This is a genomic window from Phytohabitans rumicis (assembly GCF_011764445.1).
In the GTDB taxonomy this organism is placed as follows: Bacteria; Actinomycetota; Actinomycetes; order Mycobacteriales; family Micromonosporaceae; genus Phytohabitans; species Phytohabitans rumicis.
The window spans coordinates 7,251,019-7,265,653 of the sequence record NZ_BLPG01000001.1 but is presented as its reverse complement, the minus strand read 5'-3'; the positions used below and the strand labels follow the sequence as shown (position 1 = coordinate 7,265,653).

Sequence of the window (14,635 nt, the reverse complement as noted above, 5' to 3'; positions counted from 1 at the left end):
GATGGAGTTGCGCGCGGCCGGGATCCAGGAGACCCGGCAGCGTTACCTCCGTGAACTGGTCGACCAGTACAACCGCGCCAAGCGGGCTCGGCGGCTGCTGCGGGCCACTGCCCTGAACCATGAACTCGTCTTCGCTGACCGCCGCGTGCGCGTCATGCGTTATGACGAGCTGATGCAATCCGTTCTGGATGCGCAGCTGAGCCTGGAAACCATGGTGCGCACCATGCGTGCCGAGGACGGCGTCTTCGCGGCCGAGCCGGAGCTGGTCGACTCCGTGAGCGCCGCCGAGGGTTACCTCCGGGCCTTAGTCACCGAGTACGAAGAAGTCATGCCACAGGCCACACAGGATGAGATCGTACTGCGAATGCTGCCGGAGCTGGCCGCTTTCCTCGGCCCCTACAGTGAGGCAGACCGGTTCCGCGCGGAGTTCGTGCAGCCGATGAACGCCGTGCTGGCGGCCGTCGAACGGGCCATCGCAGGACCGTCTCTCGCGTAAGCGGGCGTCAACTCGCGTAGCGGGAGGAGCTGTCGTTCCCACGCTCGATCTGCACGCTGATTACGTGGCTGCGCGTGCTGTCGCGCAGCGCTGAAGGATTGTGGCGGGCGACTTCGTCGCCGAAGTAGCCCGCGGCTACCGCAGCCGTCCCGCCCACCAACCGGGCAAGTTCGTTGCGACCCTCCGAGTACTTGTGGGCAACAGCCCGATCTGCCCGCATGACGTAGTCCTTGAACGTCTCCGTTGCGCGACGTACGTCCGCGAGTTTCGCGTCCATGCCGCTGATCAACGCTGGTTTTGCGTGGCCGGACAGGGCCTTAGCCTCCTGTCTGAGTCGGCGGACAATCCCGAGCACTTCGCCGACCTTCCGCTCGAGTTCCGGGGGAACCTCGGTCCACTCCTGAATCCTCTCGAGTTCATGCTGAGCCTTCGTGGCGAAGGTAGCGAGCGGGCCGGCCATCTCGGTGGATCGCGATCAGGAGAGCTGGTCGAGGATCCAGGATCGGAGCATCTCGGCGCGCTCGCTCGCCGCTCGTGTCTCGGCGGGTGTCGCACCGGGACGCACCACCGCGTCAAGCGTCGTCGTGAGTAAGTCGAGGTACTCCGTAACCTCGCTGTTGTCGGCGCCTCCCTCCGGTGCTGATACGAGCAGCATGCGGAGGCTGTTGGTGCGGGCTGCCATCGTCGCCCAGTCCGGCGCGGCAAACTGGACGCTGCGCAACTCGGCGACCAGCCGGGTCCAGTACTCGGCTTCCACCGTGGCTGGCCCAGTGTCTCTTGCTGGCGGCTGCGGCGGTTGGCGGGCCGGACGCCGCTCATCCAAGCTGATGATCTTGTTTCGCGAGTCGTCGGCAATGTGCTGCGGGTCATCGGCGAACAGGTGGTTCGACAGCATGAGAGGGTCGACCGCACGCGGGAAGTCTGGGATGGCGTCGGCCAGCCGAGTGGCGACGGCCGCGGCGAGCCAGAAGAACCATCTCCGGGAGTCCTCCGAGAGAAGTTGCTTCCTGCCGGTGAGGATCAAAGCGATCACGACCAGGCACAGGTGGCGCTGGCGCTCCCAGCCCGCAGTGTTGCTGTGTCGCCGGGCCCATTCGGCGCCGGCCTGGTGCACGCCGATGAACATCGCTCGTAAATGTCCAGGCAGTCCCTCGACCTCCATGACCTCGTCCGGATCCAGGCACCACGCCTTCAGCGCCTCCTGCCCGCGTGGCGTCAGGTCAGGCAGCACCTTGGCCATAGCTGTCAGCGTGAGATAGGTCGGATCCCAGCTCAGCCACCCTTCCGCGGTGTAGCGGGAGAGATCGACGAGGCAGAAGGGGGAGCCTTTGGCGCCGACCAGCAGATTTCCGGGATGAAGGTCGCCGTGGGTCTTGCCGCGCAAGACGAGGGCCTCCAGGCGCTCGCCCCAGGAGTCCTTGCCGATCAGTACGAACGGGTTGACCTGTGGGTACGCTCCTGCATTCAGCCAAGGCACAGGGTCGTGGAGCAGGCCCTGGTGGCGGCCGGCCCACGCAGCGACCGTTCCGGCGGACGTGAGGCGGTTGCCGAGCTGCGCGGCGAGCGCGGTCCCAACCTTCTCCAGGTTCGGATCGGATTCGGTGTTCCATTCGGTCAGCAGCGAGTTCGTGATGTGCTGGCAAACCTCCCGCGGAGCGTGCCAGCTCGGCAGGGCGTCGTCGAGCTGGGACATGGTGTCGAGGCCGCCGCCGGCTACGCCTTGAAGGATGATCGATCCGCCACCCGGCACAACAATCCTTTGTCCGATCAGCGCAGCAAGATGCTTCTGCGCAAACACGGGTGAGTCCTGGAGGGCCCTATGGTGAGCGGCATATTCCTTGCCGCCATCACCCTTTTCGATGATCTTCATGACCACAACGATCGGGTGGTCGCGATACCTGCCGAGGAGGGCACCGAGCAATTGCGCCGTGGTGTAGCCCTTGCCGGACCAGCCTGTCGGTAGGAGGGTCGCGGTATGGTCGGTCAACCAACGTCGCAGCGCTTCTCGCGCCCTCTTCGACCTGATCAGAGCCAGCACCCGCTCAGTCGGATCCACCTGGTCCATGGCGCCTCCGGCATCGACGCTGTTGGTTATCTCCAACCTAGTGCCTCGTCACGCGGCTTTGGTCAGGTGATCGAGGTGGCGGATCTTGGAGTTCAGGCGTAGGTGGTTGGACGTGGCGTGGTGGTTTCGCCAGCATATGTAGTCGCCGACGGCGGTGGACTGCTCGTGGTCGGTGCGCCCGCACGCCACCACCCGTCAAACCCGGGCGGGGAAGTTGCCCGAAAACGTGGACACATCCGGAGGTTGGGGACGCGACCCTATCCGCCTATCGGTCACTGGAAGTCGACCGACCTCAAACGGCGTGGCCGGACCGGCCGCATGAAAGCGCGATCCGGCCACGCCAAAGAGGATCTACCAAGTCACATGGTTAGATTCCATGCCATTCGCCCGCACCCAGTGGTCGGGATGGTCACCTGAGTAGCAGTAGCTGGCGGTGGAGGCGCTGCCGTCGCCGTTGGTTCGCAGGGAGAACGTGTAAAACCCTCCGGGGTCTACGGAGTCATGGCAGGTGATCGACACGTTGGTGTTCGGGCCCGAAGTTGTTCAATGTGATGGCGTACCGGTATCCGCTCGGCGCGGCTGGGCCACGGGCGAGGGACACCGAGAGGGCCGGTGGTGGTGGCGGTGGAGGCGACGGTGGAGCTGCACCGCCCCAGGGGACGTGGTTGGTCGAAGCCTCAGCCGCCGGTTCATGCGAAGGGCGATCCCTGGCCCGCGCGACCGAGCTTGAGCCGGAGGCCGCCGCCGCCGTGGTCGACGCGGGCTACCTGCCCGACGACGACCAGGAGAGGCTCCCGTTGCTGTTTCTCACCGAGTCGAGCGGTACGACCGCGAAGACCCGGACGGCACGAGGCTACGCGCCGTCCTCGCGGCGATGCGTTACCGCTACGAGCACAAGCATTTCCGGACCATTGCGGAGCGATCGGGACGCCCAGATCCCTGTGGTGTGTTGACGGCTTCGGGACGTCCAATCCCAGCTTCCCAGGATTCGCCGGCATTCTGCTACATCCTGGCTGACCTCACGCCGACGCTAGTGAGTAAGTGTGAGTACGCAAATCTCCGGCGGACTCATGACGGCCTCGGATACTTCGGATTTAATGAGCCAGCGAAGGCGTACATAGAAGTCATGTCTTTCGACAGGCTTATAAACGCCGCCACGGAGCGCAACCGGGCATTCTTTGACAAACTGGGACTGCCGTCGAGTTAGTCCTCCAGAAGGAGTCTTTGAAGATCGCTCTAGGGACTAAAGCCCTCGACATCAATCGTATGCCCTCTTCTCGGCAAAGTCGTGATCCAGTGGTTACGTGCCGGAGGCCATGTACGCGGCGAGGATGTAGTTGGGGTGGCGGTCGAGGTTCTTGCGGGCCCGGTCGTGGCGCATGGTGGGTGCGTGCGTAGGCGTGGCGGGCGGCGATCTGTACGTCGCGGAACCATCTCGTGGTCAGTTGGCAACGGGGGAAGACAATGGCCTGGCCGGCCGATGTCCTTTCGTTTCGGTAAGGATGCTGTGTTCGGCGGCACTACATTGATCGACCATCGGAGCGGACGCGCGGTGCGGCGGCTGTCGCCCGGATCAGACCTACACTGCCGGCCGTGACGAACCAACTACCGATGGAAGATCAAAGCGCGACCAATTCGGTGCGTGCACGGACCTGGTTGTCGGAAGTCATGGGGATCTTTTGTGGCCCCATTGGGGTTGTGTTTGTTCTTGTTCAGTTCGACGGCTGGGAAGCTAAGACGATCGGATGCGTATTTGCAGTGTCGGTCGCGGCGATGGCTTATTTTGCTATCCGCGATCATCGGCGGCATCCCATCGGCATGGGAACGCGGGTAAGTATGGGGGCGGTTGTGGTTGTGGCGATCATTCTGATGACCATATTTACTGATTCAACAAACTCATTGCCTCAATCTGGTGCGAAGCCGGCCGCGACCCGACCACCCGACGAAGCATCAAAGCGAGGGACGTCTAACCGTGCAACACCGGGGCCACGGCTGGACTCACCCGCCGCCTTCGACGCATCCGAACCAGTCGAGGCTATTGCCCGCAACTATAGAGCCATCTACACAGGCGAGCGGCTCCGGCTACCTGTAGACGATTGCTTCAACTGGATTCATATCGACCTGGACGTGCCGACCGTGAGGCATGGAAACGGGAGCGACGGCGACGATCTGCAATATGGTAGCTGTCCAGGCGGAGATGCGCCGACGTTGGTCGCAGAGGGCGAGAAGCTTGGAGTTAACTCGAAAGAGTCAACGGCTGATCCGAGAAGGTGCCTCGATGATCTGGAGGCTGGCCTGGGATGGGAAACATTGCGCAATCCCCGGCAAGGTGACCGTTTCTGTGTAATAACGAATCGTGACCGCGTGGTCTTCATAATCGTCGACGACGTCGACGCGACCGGAGCGCTCACAGTGAATGCCTCCGCCTGGGAGGCAATGCGATAATGGGCGACGATTCTGATCCAACGCTCCAAATGCCCATCCCGGATCTCTGCCGTGGTTCTCGGTTGGAGGGGCCGACGACTTGGCATCGGCCCGCTTCAGAGGCGGCGCGGCCGTGTTTGCGGTGGACGACCGCGCCGCCAACATGATCATATCGCTGGCAGCGGCGGCGTTGTAGCGCCTACAGCACCTGTGGCACCGCCACGGCCTGACCCGCTGCCAAGTCCTGGGCCAACCCCGCCCACCAACGACGCACAAGCCGCGACCATCATCGCCCCGGCCCACCCCGACCAACACCGATGAGCCGCAGGCCCGCGCGTGGCAGCCACATTGGTCGTGGGCCGGCTGCGCCGCACAACTGAGAGCCTGCCGCGTGTCCCGTCAACGACAGCACGCTGACGAGCCTCCTCGATGTCGCCGGCAACGCCTACGATCACCGTTGTCACCGACGAGGGAGGCCCGCATGGGCAAGCGCAAGCAACCCGTGTCCTTCCACGCCGAGGTGACGCAACACTTCCAGTTCCTCGTCGAGGAGTTCCACTTCGACGGACCCGACTGCAGCGAGGTGCTGCTACCAGCCTGCCGTTCACCAACCGGCGTTGCCCGAATCCAAGTCCGTGATTATGCCGAGAACCATCGTGCAGGGCCAATCCTCCCCACATTCGGGCTTGCGGCATTTGCCATCCTCGCTGCGGTCATGCTCGCTGAGGAAACCATGCATGTGGCGCCACCACGTGGCTCGCTCTCCGCTGCCGCGCCGGTCGCTGCCAAGCGAAGCCGTGCGGCTGAGCGCACTACGGTAGCGCTCGTATGCCTGGTCGTTCGTTGTCGTCACGCCGTGGACGCTACGGCACAGGTACGACATGTTGCCGGCCGAGCGCGGGATGGGCTTGGGTCGCTGGCATGGGGCAGCTTAACTCGCCTGCACAGCCAGCCGTGGGCGGACGCATCTTGGCCTCTGTGCTTATGTCCGAGGGGTCATCTGGCGTTTGGGGCGAACTTGCGCCTGATGTCTCCCAGGGGCTTACGCTGCGGCTGCTGATCGCGACACCTGCGTCGCCTGAGGGTGGCGCACATCTCGTCACTTCGTTTCGGAGCCGCTCCCGCTGATCGCGATGCGCGACGCCGACGGCGGTGTCGTTCGGGATGGCGGCTGTCCGTGCGGTGCCAGATCATCAGGCTGTCATAGCGACCAGGCCATCTTGGGATGTCCATTGCCATGTCTTGTTCCCAGCCGCTCGCCAGACGATCGTAGAGCGGATCGGCACCGACCGAGACCCGACCGTCTGTGATCAACACGAGCGTCGCAGGTGGATATACATCGAGTACGGTGGACATGAAACCGCTAGGCCGTTCCGGCCAGGATACGAACAAGGTCCTGCCGGAATGGCCGGCGAGCGAATGCTCGTCACCAACCTCGACCTTTGTCCAGGCAGGTGCGTCAGCGATCCAGCTGTTGGTTGAGGGCTCTTCGATGTCGTACGCGACGAGATCTACTCCCAGGTCGCGCAGCAGCCGCGCCCAGTAGCCAGCACCAGCGCCCAATTCAATCAAGGGACCCAACTCTCGTAGAGCAATCAGGGCCTCGGGAGTAGGTACCGAGTAGGAGTAGAGACGAGCCAAATCGACGGCGTACGGGAGTCCGGTCGGGGCTTCGGTGTCGGTGACCGCCCGCCACCACGCAAGGCATGCCGGTTCGTCTTTCCACCAGGCAAGACTCCGGTCCCGTGGGTCAGGCAAACATAGGTGGCTCATCGGGTGATGATCTCCTGCCTTGAAAACCGACCTGCATGGTGTCACGCGTAGCGAGTGCGCTGCGGGAGGATGGAGGGTCGAACGGCAAACGGCCGCGCCGGAACCGCGAAGACTCGGAACCTGGGGACCTCGTGGACCGACATGCCCAGCGCAGCCTACGCGTGGTCATGTTGAAGGACCGGCCCGGCGAGCGACAAGGACCGTGCGGTCAGGCGCGCGTAGGGAGCAGGTTGTCCGTGTACGCCTCGAAGGCAGCTGAGGCGGGTGGTGGCCCGCCTTGGCCGCTAGCGCTTTGCCTCGTGGCGGCCGGGTACTCGCAGCGCCACGAGCCGTGCGGGTGCTAGTGGGAATCGTCTGGGACGCGTGTGCGACAAACTTCAGGTGCCGCCGAACTGGTCGTTCGCGCGCAAATCCGTCAGCGTCGTCCTCTGTTGCAGGGCAACGTTCGCTACGGCAAAGAGCTGGAGAAGCGTAGACAAGTCAGCTCAGAGGTGGGCTGTGGGCTGGGACAGCGAGTGAGCTTCCCCGGTTCTCCGGACACCTGAGGTGAGGTGGACGGCGGCTTCCAGGAAGGATGTCGTCTCATGCCTGCCCCACACCCTGCAGAGTTCCGCCAGCGAGCCGTGCAGTTGGCCCGGACCGGCGACAAACCGGTCGCGATGTTGGCGAAGGATTTGGGTATCAGCGAGTCGTGTCTGCGTAACTGGATGGCCCAGGCCGACGTCGACGACGCCGGCGGCGGCGGTGCGGGTCGGTTGAGCAGTGCGGAGAAGAAGGAGTTGGCCGAGCTGCGCCGCCGTAACCGGCAGCTTGAGGTGGAGAATGAGATTCTCAAGCGGGCGGCTGCTTACTTCGCCCGGGAGAATGTGCTCCCAAAGTAGCGTTCGGGTTGGTCCGAGAACTCGCCGATGACGGCATCGACGTCGCGGTGGCCTGCCGAGTGCTGGGTGTGTCCCGCTCCGGATTTTACGAATGGAAGGATCGGCCGGTATCGGCGCGGGAGCAGGAGAACGAGATGCTGCTGCGGTACATCGAGAAAATCCACGCTGATCCGCGGAAGAAAACGTACGGGTCGCCCCGGGTACACGCTGAGTTGACCCTCGGCGTGGGCCTGCACGTGAATGAGAAACGGGTGGCCCGGCTGATGCGGTCGGCGGGCATCCAGGGCCTGTACTACCGGCGCCGGTCCTGGTGCACCGTCCGTGACCCGCAGGCCACGCCGTCGGCGGACCTGGTCAACCGACAGTTCGATGTGGACGCGCCGAACCGGTTGTGGCTGACCGACATCACCGAACACCCTACCGAGGAGGGCAAGCTGTACTGCGCCGCGGTCATGGACGCCTACAGTCGGCGGATCATCGGCTACTCCATGGCCGATCATCTTCGTACCGAGCTGGTCCTGGACGCGTTGTCGATGGCGATCGTCCGCCGCCCACCAGCCCGGCAGGAAACGATTCTGCATTCCGATCACGGCACCCAATACACATCATGGGACTTCGGTCAGCGTCTGCGGAAAACCGGTCTGCTCGGCTCGATGGGTACCGTCGGCGACTGCTACGACAACGCCATGATGGAATCCTTCTGGGGAACTCTACAACTAGAGGTACTCGACCGCAAGAAATGGAAGACCCGCGACGAGCTTGCCAACGCTATCTTCGAATGGATAGAATGCTGGTACAACCCGGTAAGACGCCATTCCAGCCTCGGAATGCGCAGTCCCATCGAGTTCGAGAAACTCCACACCCCGTCTGATCACGACCGTTGACCCCACACCTCGGGTGTCCGGCCTACGGGGGGAAGCTCAGAGGGGATGTGGTTGCCCGGTCATTGCCGCCAGGGCGGTGGCGACTGCTTGTAGGTCGGCCTTGATGTAGGTGGTGGTTGCTGGGCCTTTTCGGTCGGTGTGGCCGGCGTAGGCGCGGGCGACGCCGTAGCCGAAGTGCCGCTCGACCCAGGTCAGGGTGGTGTGACGTAGCCAGTGGGTGGAGACGCCTTGGGCGGCGACCCACGGTATTTGCTGGCCGAGGCGGTGCCAGAGGTGGTCGTAGCGGCGGCTGGTCAACGCACTCCCGTTGCGGAACCGCAGCAAGCCGTCGGTGGGCAATACGGCGCCGCGACAGGCCGCGTGGTCGGCCAGGCTGGTGGCCAGGTCGAGGGTGATGGGCTGCCAACGTTGGGTGCCGCCCTTCTCCCGCAGCCGCACCAGCCCGCGATCCACGTCCAGGTCCACCAGGCGCAGGCCGAGCGCCCCGCCGCGGCGGCAGGCGGTCTCGGTGTGCAGCCGTAGCAGCAGTGCGTCGAGGATGACGTCGTTGCCGGTGCACCGGGCGGCGAGGTTGATCTCCTCCAATTCGCTCGGGGTCAGTGCCCGCCGCGTGCTCGGTAGCCGGCGTGGCTTGACCACCCGATGCGCCGGGCTCGCGCCTGGGTCGATCAGGCCGTCGGCGATGGCCCGGGTGTAGACCGCCCGGGCGGCGGCTATCACGTGCTCGCCGGCGTGCCGGCCACCACGGCTCGTCCGCCGGGAGCAGGCGCCGGCGATGATCTCGTGTTGTAGGGCCTCGATGTCGCTGGCCGCGACCGCATCGAGGGGTCGGTCGCCCCACGCCTGCGCCATCCGCGTCCAGTAGGAGCCGTAGGTGCGTCGCGCGCCCGGGCCGGCGGCCGCCATCACGCGGGGCAGGTACTCGGCCATGGTCGGCGTCCGTGGTCGCTCGGCTTGCTGCAGGTCGGCGACGGTGACGCCGAGCCGGGCCAGCAGCGCCCGCGCGGTAACGATGCGGTCCGGGTCAGCCGGCATGCCGGCCTCCCGCGCGGCGGGCGTGGAGCTCGCCTAACACTTGTGCGACCGCGTTCGCGGGATGGACCGTGACGAGGTCCGTCGACGGGTAGCCGGCCAGGACGACCTGTGATCCGTCGGCGATGCCGCACAACCGCCTCATCGCGGCCGGCACCACCAGCTCGCCCCGGCCGGTCACGACATGCCCGCTGGTCACCGCCGACGCGATCGTCAGGACGCCGTCAACGACGTCGATGTGCACCCGGTGACCCGGACGCCAGCCCAACGCCGTCAGCAACGGGCGGACCGACAGCCGTCCGGACCGGTCCAGCCGGGCCATGTCCAACACCGGCAGCTCTGGCCCGGTCGATGGCCGTCGCACCGGCAGCTCCGGCATCGACACCGGATCTGGACACGGCAGCGGACCAGCAGCCGGCACCAGCACGCCGATCAGCTGCTCGGATCTGGCCGGATTCGGGCGTCTCACGGCGGTCATCGTGGCCGCCAGACCCGGATCTGCCCAAAGTGAGTCCCGTTCGGGGGATCACCCGAACGCGTCAGGGCGCATGCGCACAGATGCGAACCGGTGGTGGAAATCCACCACAACTGGTGTCCGAGGGGGGATTGAACCCCCACGCGTAGCATTTGTGCACCAAACGGGTGCACATACCACCACGATAGCCGCCGCAGACCGCGGCAGCAACTCCCCGAAAGCGTGGCGACGCAGGGCCTTTGGGCAAGGTCCAGCGCCTCCACCACCACGGCCGCTCCACAAGCGACGATCACCTCGGACGACATTGACCAACTGATGCCGAACGGCCCGGGTGGAGCAGATGACCAGTCCCAACCCCGACCACATGATCGAATACTGCGATGACGTGCTGCCCCACATGCTGACCACCGCCTGCGGAGTCGACCGCGACCTCGCCTCCCGCAGCGGCCAGGACATCCTGCCCGGGCCGAAGCGCTGGCCACCCATGCCCCCGCACGACCAGGACGTGCTGATCACCCCGTTCGTCAAGGAGGTGTTCGACCACAAACCACTCGACACCCCATTGGACCTCAAGACAAAGGTCACCCTGGTAGTCCGCAACAGCCTGCTCGAACAGGCCCACCACAACGGCCAACTCACCTCAGGGATCACCACGGCCACCGAGTACGCCGCCGGCCCACTATCGCACTTCCTCGCCGCGCGCCGCCGCAACCCCGTCGACTACCAAGGCCCCAACCCGTTCACCGGTCTGCCCGCCCGCTACCCCCGCGCCTGGGCATGCCTGCACGCGCTGACCGAAGCCTTCACCGACGGCGGCCGGCGGCCGCTCCGCCTACCCACTGCCCCAATCCCCGGCCTTCCCACCGGCGACGAGATCGCCACCGCACCACCAGCCAACCGCGATGACACCACGATGGTGTTCGGCGCGATCGACCCGCGCTTCGACCAGCACCTGATGGACCTACTCGGCAAGGCGACCGGCGGCAACTTCGTCGCCTGCACGTCAGCGCTGAGCCGACACTCCCGCAACAGTCAGAAACTGCACCACATCCTGGAGTTCCTCCTCGCCCACCACGCCACCATCCTGACCACCAACTACCTGATCCGACCCACCTGAGCTTCCCCCGGTTCTCCGGACACCTGAGGTGAGGTGGACGGCGGCTTCCAGGAAGGATGTCGTCTCATGCCTGCCCCACACCCTGCAGAGTTCCGCCAGCGAGCCGTGCAGTTGGCCCGGACCGGCGACAAACCGGTCGCGATGTTGGCGAAGGATTTGGGTATCAGCGAGTCGTGTCTGCGTAACTGGATGGCCCAGGCCGACGTCGACGACGCCGGCGGCGGCGGTGCGGGTCGGTTGAGCAGTGCGGAGAAGAAGGAGTTGGCCGAGCTGCGCCGCCGTAACCGGCAGCTTGAGGTGGAGAATGAGATTCTCAAGCGGGCGGCTGCTTACTTCGCCCGGGAGAATGTGCTCCCAAAGTAGCGTTCGGGTTGGTCCGAGAACTCGCCGATGACGGCATCGACGTCGCGGTGGCCTGCCGAGTGCTGGGTGTGTCCCGCTCCGGATTTTACGAATGGAAGGATCGGCCGGTATCGGCGCGGGAGCAGGAGAACGAGATGCTGCTGCGGTACATCGAGAAAATCCACGCTGATCCGCGGAAGAAAACGTACGGGTCGCCCCGGGTACACGCTGAGTTGACCCTCGGCGTGGGCCTGCACGTGAATGAGAAACGGGTGGCCCGGCTGATGCGGTCGGCGGGCATCCAGGGCCTGTACTACCGGCGCCGGTCCTGGTGCACCGTCCGTGACCCGCAGGCCACGCCGTCGGCGGACCTGGTCAACCGACAGTTCGATGTGGACGCGCCGAACCGGTTGTGGCTGACCGACATCACCGAACACCCTACCGAGGAGGGCAAGCTGTACTGCGCCGCGGTCATGGACGCCTACAGTCGGCGGATCATCGGCTACTCCATGGCCGATCATCTTCGTACCGAGCTGGTCCTGGACGCGTTGTCGATGGCGATCGTCCGCCGCCCACCAGCCCGGCAGGAAACGATTCTGCATTCCGATCACGGCACCCAATACACATCATGGGACTTCGGTCAGCGTCTGCGGAAAACCGGTCTGCTCGGCTCGATGGGTACCGTCGGCGACTGCTACGACAACGCCATGATGGAATCCTTCTGGGGAACTCTACAACTAGAGGTACTCGACCGCAAGAAATGGAAGACCCGCGACGAGCTTGCCAACGCTATCTTCGAATGGATAGAATGCTGGTACAACCCGGTAAGACGCCATTCCAGCCTCGGAATGCGCAGTCCCATCGAGTTCGAGAAACTCCACACCCCGTCTGATCACGACCGTTGACCCCACACCTCGGGTGTCCGGCCTACGGGGGAAGCTCAACCGACGTCTGGGCACGCCGCGGCACCCTCGCCAAACCCAACAGCAGCAACCCCACCGCCGGGATCGCCCAAACCCGCAGCCTGACCGGCGCCCACCGCAAACTCGCCCAGACCGTCACCGCCCACCACCCCACCGCATGACAGGTCGCCGACGTCAAGGACAGGGCGAGACCACGGAACAGGATCCGTGCCGCCACCGGAATGGCCGTCGAGTTCGTCCGGCCTGCGCGCCGCCAACCCGGTCGGCGACGCCCTCGCCGTCGTCTTGCCCAATCGACTTCGCCGGGAGACGAGCTCGCGTTCGGGCGACGTGAGCCACTGCGACCGGCGGTGGTGACCAGCTTCGTAACCCCGGGCACTGCCGAGTGCGGTTAGCGTCCGTTGGTGACGCGTACGACGAGTGCGGTGCCGTCACGGCCGAGGGAGAGCACTGCGCCACTTGGGCGTGGTGTTCTGGACCATTTGCGATAGGTGCCCGGCGCAGCCCGCAGGTACGGTCCGATCTGGCCGTTGGCGAGCAGACTGTACAGGCGTCGTTCGACGCCGCGAAAGACTTCGAGGACCTTGCCGTCTGGTAGCGGGGTTCGGTACCGGGTGCCCTCCAGGTGGAGGCCGTCGGGTAGGCGCAGGGTGGTTGCGGTGCTGGTGGCCCACGGCGGATCGAGGTCGAACAGCGCCTGTTGGTCGATAGTGGGCATGTCGCCGCGCTGGCGGGGTGTGCGTAGCCGCGGGCGGCGGCGCCGTTGCCGGCGAACAGCAGCGTGGTGGCGGCCGCCGCGCGGGTGAGGATCTGAACGAACCAGCTGCGCCGATCAGGCGGGATGTCGAAGACGTAGGGACCGGCGGACGCTGGCTCCTCCTGAACGTCGGCGGTGTCGGTGGCCGTGGGAGCTGGAGCGGGCCCGACCACAGGTCGCCGTCACCGTCCGGGTCGAGCAGATAGGAGGTGATCCGGCTGAGGGCCAGATGCGTCGGCGGCGTCGACCGGGCCACCGGGACGTCCAGTTCTCGTCATGCGGGTAGCCGCGCAGCAACTCGTCCATGTCCTGCTGGATGCCTTTGCATTCCAGCACGACGACCTTGAAGCCAGTCTGGCGTCCCCGGCTGCGGCGCCTGATGATCAGGTTCAGGCCGGGTACGACGGCGCCTTACTTCCAGGGTGTCCACTCGGTCCAGGTGAAGACGGCGACCGCGGCGGCGACGACGGTGCTGAAGGCGACGATGACGCCACGCTTGCGTAGCCTCGCCCACCAGCTACGCCCGTCCGCCGGCTGTGGACCGCTCGCATGCTGTCCGGTGACGGTGGCGTGATCGCCGTGCGTGGTCTGGGCGCCACCCATGCTGGAATGCGCGCCGCTAGCGCTTTGGCTACCTACGGCGGTGCCCAGCGCGCCGGACGCGGTTACCGGTCCGGCGGTGCCGTTCGAGATGTTGGTGCCGTTGGCTGTGTGCTGCGACGTTACGGTGATCGTGTTTTGGCCGCCGGTGACCACGAACTGGACCGCGCGGTCGGCGGCTGCTTTGTCCGGGACATCCTGGCCTTGTGGTGTCAGCGCATCGAGTTCGGCGACGAGTTCGGCTAAGGCGGTGCGGACCTGGACGAGCAGGCCCTTGAGCGCCGAGTCGGAGACGGGCCAGTAAACCAACTGAACCCGGGTGTTGTCCGCCACGCTGTACTTATTCAGCAGGTCCGTGATGATGTCACCCCACCAGGGGATGAGCGTGTGCTCGGCCTTGCCCGTACCTGCCAGCGCCTCCAGTTGCCCGATGTTCCCGTGAAGTACGGCGATGTCCAGGTCGGTGCCCTCTTCACGTAAAAACTCGCGAACCCTCGGCGGCAGGACGGAGTCGCTGATTCGTCGATGCATCGGGTTGTATCCGGCGCGGTTCGTCATCACCGCCATCAGGCCGATGGACAGGCGACGGTACACCGGCACGGTCTTCGGGTCGTAGCCGTTGAGCTCTTGCCGGGCCCAGTCGACCATTTTCTGCGATCCGGCCTGCCCACCTAGCAGGACACACTTCTGCAGCAGCGACGACACCGGCAGGGTGTCGTCGAGCACCCCCGCCTCGATCTGCGCACGAAGGCCCTGACGCCTGGCGACCATGGCGAGCATTCTCCCACGCCCGTGCGACAGTGCCTCCCCTCGCCGTACCGGAACGCAGGCATTCTCCCTTGCTTCGCGAGCGGCGTAGACCCGCT

14 protein-coding genes are annotated in these 14,635 nt (G+C 65.3%); 6 read left to right on the top strand and 8 right to left on the bottom strand.

Going from position 1 to position 14,635, the window contains the following annotated elements:
* Window position 1 precedes the first annotated feature (1 nt).
* On the top strand, window positions 2–496 hold the full coding sequence (locus tag Prum_RS33145; RefSeq protein ID WP_173080027.1) for a hypothetical protein: 495 nt from the start codon (window positions 2–4) through the stop codon (window positions 494–496).
* Between the two features lie 7 nt (window positions 497–503).
* On the opposite strand, the gene Prum_RS33140 is transcribed toward Prum_RS33145, so the two are convergent.
* From Prum_RS33140 to Prum_RS33130, 3 genes are read right to left on the bottom strand one after another with little or no spacing between them, the layout of a single operon-like run.
* Window positions 504–956 (bottom strand): hypothetical protein, encoded by a 453-nt coding sequence (locus Prum_RS33140; protein ID WP_173080026.1) that lies wholly within the window; start codon window positions 954–956, stop codon window positions 504–506.
* A gap of 15 nt (window positions 957–971) precedes the next feature.
* Window positions 972–2,597, bottom strand: coding sequence for a hypothetical protein (locus tag Prum_RS33135; protein WP_173080025.1), 1,626 nt, complete (start codon window positions 2,595–2,597; stop codon window positions 972–974).
* A gap of 12 nt (window positions 2,598–2,609) precedes the next feature.
* Complete coding sequence (locus tag Prum_RS33130; RefSeq protein ID WP_173080024.1) at window positions 2,610–2,753, bottom strand: hypothetical protein; 144 nt, start codon at window positions 2,751–2,753, stop codon at window positions 2,610–2,612.
* 1,401 nt (window positions 2,754–4,154) lie between these two features.
* Between Prum_RS33130 and Prum_RS33125 the strand changes: the two genes are divergently transcribed.
* Window positions 4,155–5,006 carry a hypothetical protein gene (locus Prum_RS33125; RefSeq protein WP_173080023.1) on the top strand — a complete coding sequence of 284 codons (852 nt, stop codon included), beginning with the start codon at window positions 4,155–4,157 and terminating at the stop codon, window positions 5,004–5,006.
* 975 nt (window positions 5,007–5,981) lie between these two features.
* Here Prum_RS33125 and Prum_RS33120 read toward each other — a convergent pair.
* Complete coding sequence (locus tag Prum_RS33120; RefSeq protein ID WP_173080022.1) at window positions 5,982–6,557, bottom strand: hypothetical protein; 576 nt, start codon at window positions 6,555–6,557, stop codon at window positions 5,982–5,984.
* Between the two features lie 785 nt (window positions 6,558–7,342).
* On the opposite strand from Prum_RS33120, the gene Prum_RS33115 reads away from it, so the two are divergent.
* Window positions 7,343–8,523 (top strand): IS3 family transposase gene (locus Prum_RS33115; protein WP_371871390.1). Its coding sequence is split into 2 segments (ribosomal slippage): window positions 7,343–7,637 and window positions 7,637–8,523, totalling 1,182 coding nucleotides; the frame shifts between segments, so codons are not numbered across the junction.
* Window positions 8,524–8,559: 36 nt separating this feature from the next.
* Here Prum_RS33115 and Prum_RS33110 read toward each other — a convergent pair.
* Both Prum_RS33110 and Prum_RS33105 read right to left on the bottom strand, forming a co-directional pair.
* A complete protein-coding gene (locus Prum_RS33110; RefSeq protein ID WP_173080021.1) occupies window positions 8,560–9,558 on the bottom strand; it encodes a tyrosine-type recombinase/integrase in 999 nt (332 codons plus the stop codon).
* Window positions 9,548–10,024, bottom strand: coding sequence for a hypothetical protein (locus Prum_RS33105; RefSeq protein ID WP_173080020.1), 477 nt, complete (start codon window positions 10,022–10,024; stop codon window positions 9,548–9,550). Before Prum_RS33105 ends, Prum_RS33110 begins: the two co-directional genes overlap by 11 nt.
* A gap of 346 nt (window positions 10,025–10,370) precedes the next feature.
* On the opposite strand from Prum_RS33105, the gene Prum_RS33100 reads away from it, so the two are divergent.
* The 3 genes from Prum_RS33100 to Prum_RS33090 all read left to right on the top strand — a co-directional run bounded on the left by Prum_RS33100 (window position 10,371) and on the right by Prum_RS33090 (window position 12,573).
* Window positions 10,371–11,147 (top strand): hypothetical protein, encoded by a 777-nt coding sequence (locus Prum_RS33100; protein ID WP_173080019.1) that lies wholly within the window; start codon window positions 10,371–10,373, stop codon window positions 11,145–11,147.
* Between the two features lie 66 nt (window positions 11,148–11,213).
* Window positions 11,214–12,394 (top strand): IS3 family transposase gene (locus tag Prum_RS33095; protein ID WP_371871390.1). Its coding sequence is split into 2 segments (ribosomal slippage): window positions 11,214–11,508 and window positions 11,508–12,394, totalling 1,182 coding nucleotides; the frame shifts between segments, so codons are not numbered across the junction.
* Window positions 12,391–12,573 (top strand): hypothetical protein, encoded by a 183-nt coding sequence (locus Prum_RS33090; protein WP_173080018.1) that lies wholly within the window; start codon window positions 12,391–12,393, stop codon window positions 12,571–12,573. Before Prum_RS33095 ends, Prum_RS33090 begins: the two co-directional genes overlap by 4 nt.
* Before the next feature lie 230 nt (window positions 12,574–12,803).
* Here the strand turns inward: Prum_RS33090 and Prum_RS33085 are convergent, their stop codons facing one another.
* Complete coding sequence (locus Prum_RS33085) at window positions 12,804–13,130, bottom strand: hypothetical protein (RefSeq protein ID WP_173080017.1); 327 nt, start codon at window positions 13,128–13,130, stop codon at window positions 12,804–12,806.
* A gap of 450 nt (window positions 13,131–13,580) precedes the next feature.
* Window positions 13,581–14,549: an AbiTii domain-containing protein gene (locus Prum_RS33080; RefSeq protein ID WP_173080016.1), complete on the bottom strand. Its 969-nt coding sequence runs from the start codon at window positions 14,547–14,549 to the stop codon at window positions 13,581–13,583.
* Window positions 14,550–14,635 lie beyond the last annotated feature (86 nt).

Coding starts and splice junctions, on each gene's coding strand:
- Prum_RS33085 (WP_173080017.1), bottom strand. CDS start 13,130: ATGCCCACTATCGACCAACAGGCGCTGTTCGACCTCGATCCGCCGTGG.
- Prum_RS33100 (WP_173080019.1), top strand. CDS start 10,371: ATGACCAGTCCCAACCCCGACCACATGATCGAATACTGCGATGACGTG.
- Prum_RS33080 (WP_173080016.1), bottom strand. CDS start 14,549: ATGCTCGCCATGGTCGCCAGGCGTCAGGGCCTTCGTGCGCAGATCGAG.
- Prum_RS33140 (WP_173080026.1), bottom strand. CDS start 956: ATGGCCGGCCCGCTCGCTACCTTCGCCACGAAGGCTCAGCATGAACTC.
- Prum_RS33110 (WP_173080021.1), bottom strand. CDS start 9,558: ATGCCGGCTGACCCGGACCGCATCGTTACCGCGCGGGCGCTGCTGGCC.
- Prum_RS33145 (WP_173080027.1), top strand. CDS start 2: ATGGAGTTGCGCGCGGCCGGGATCCAGGAGACCCGGCAGCGTTACCTC.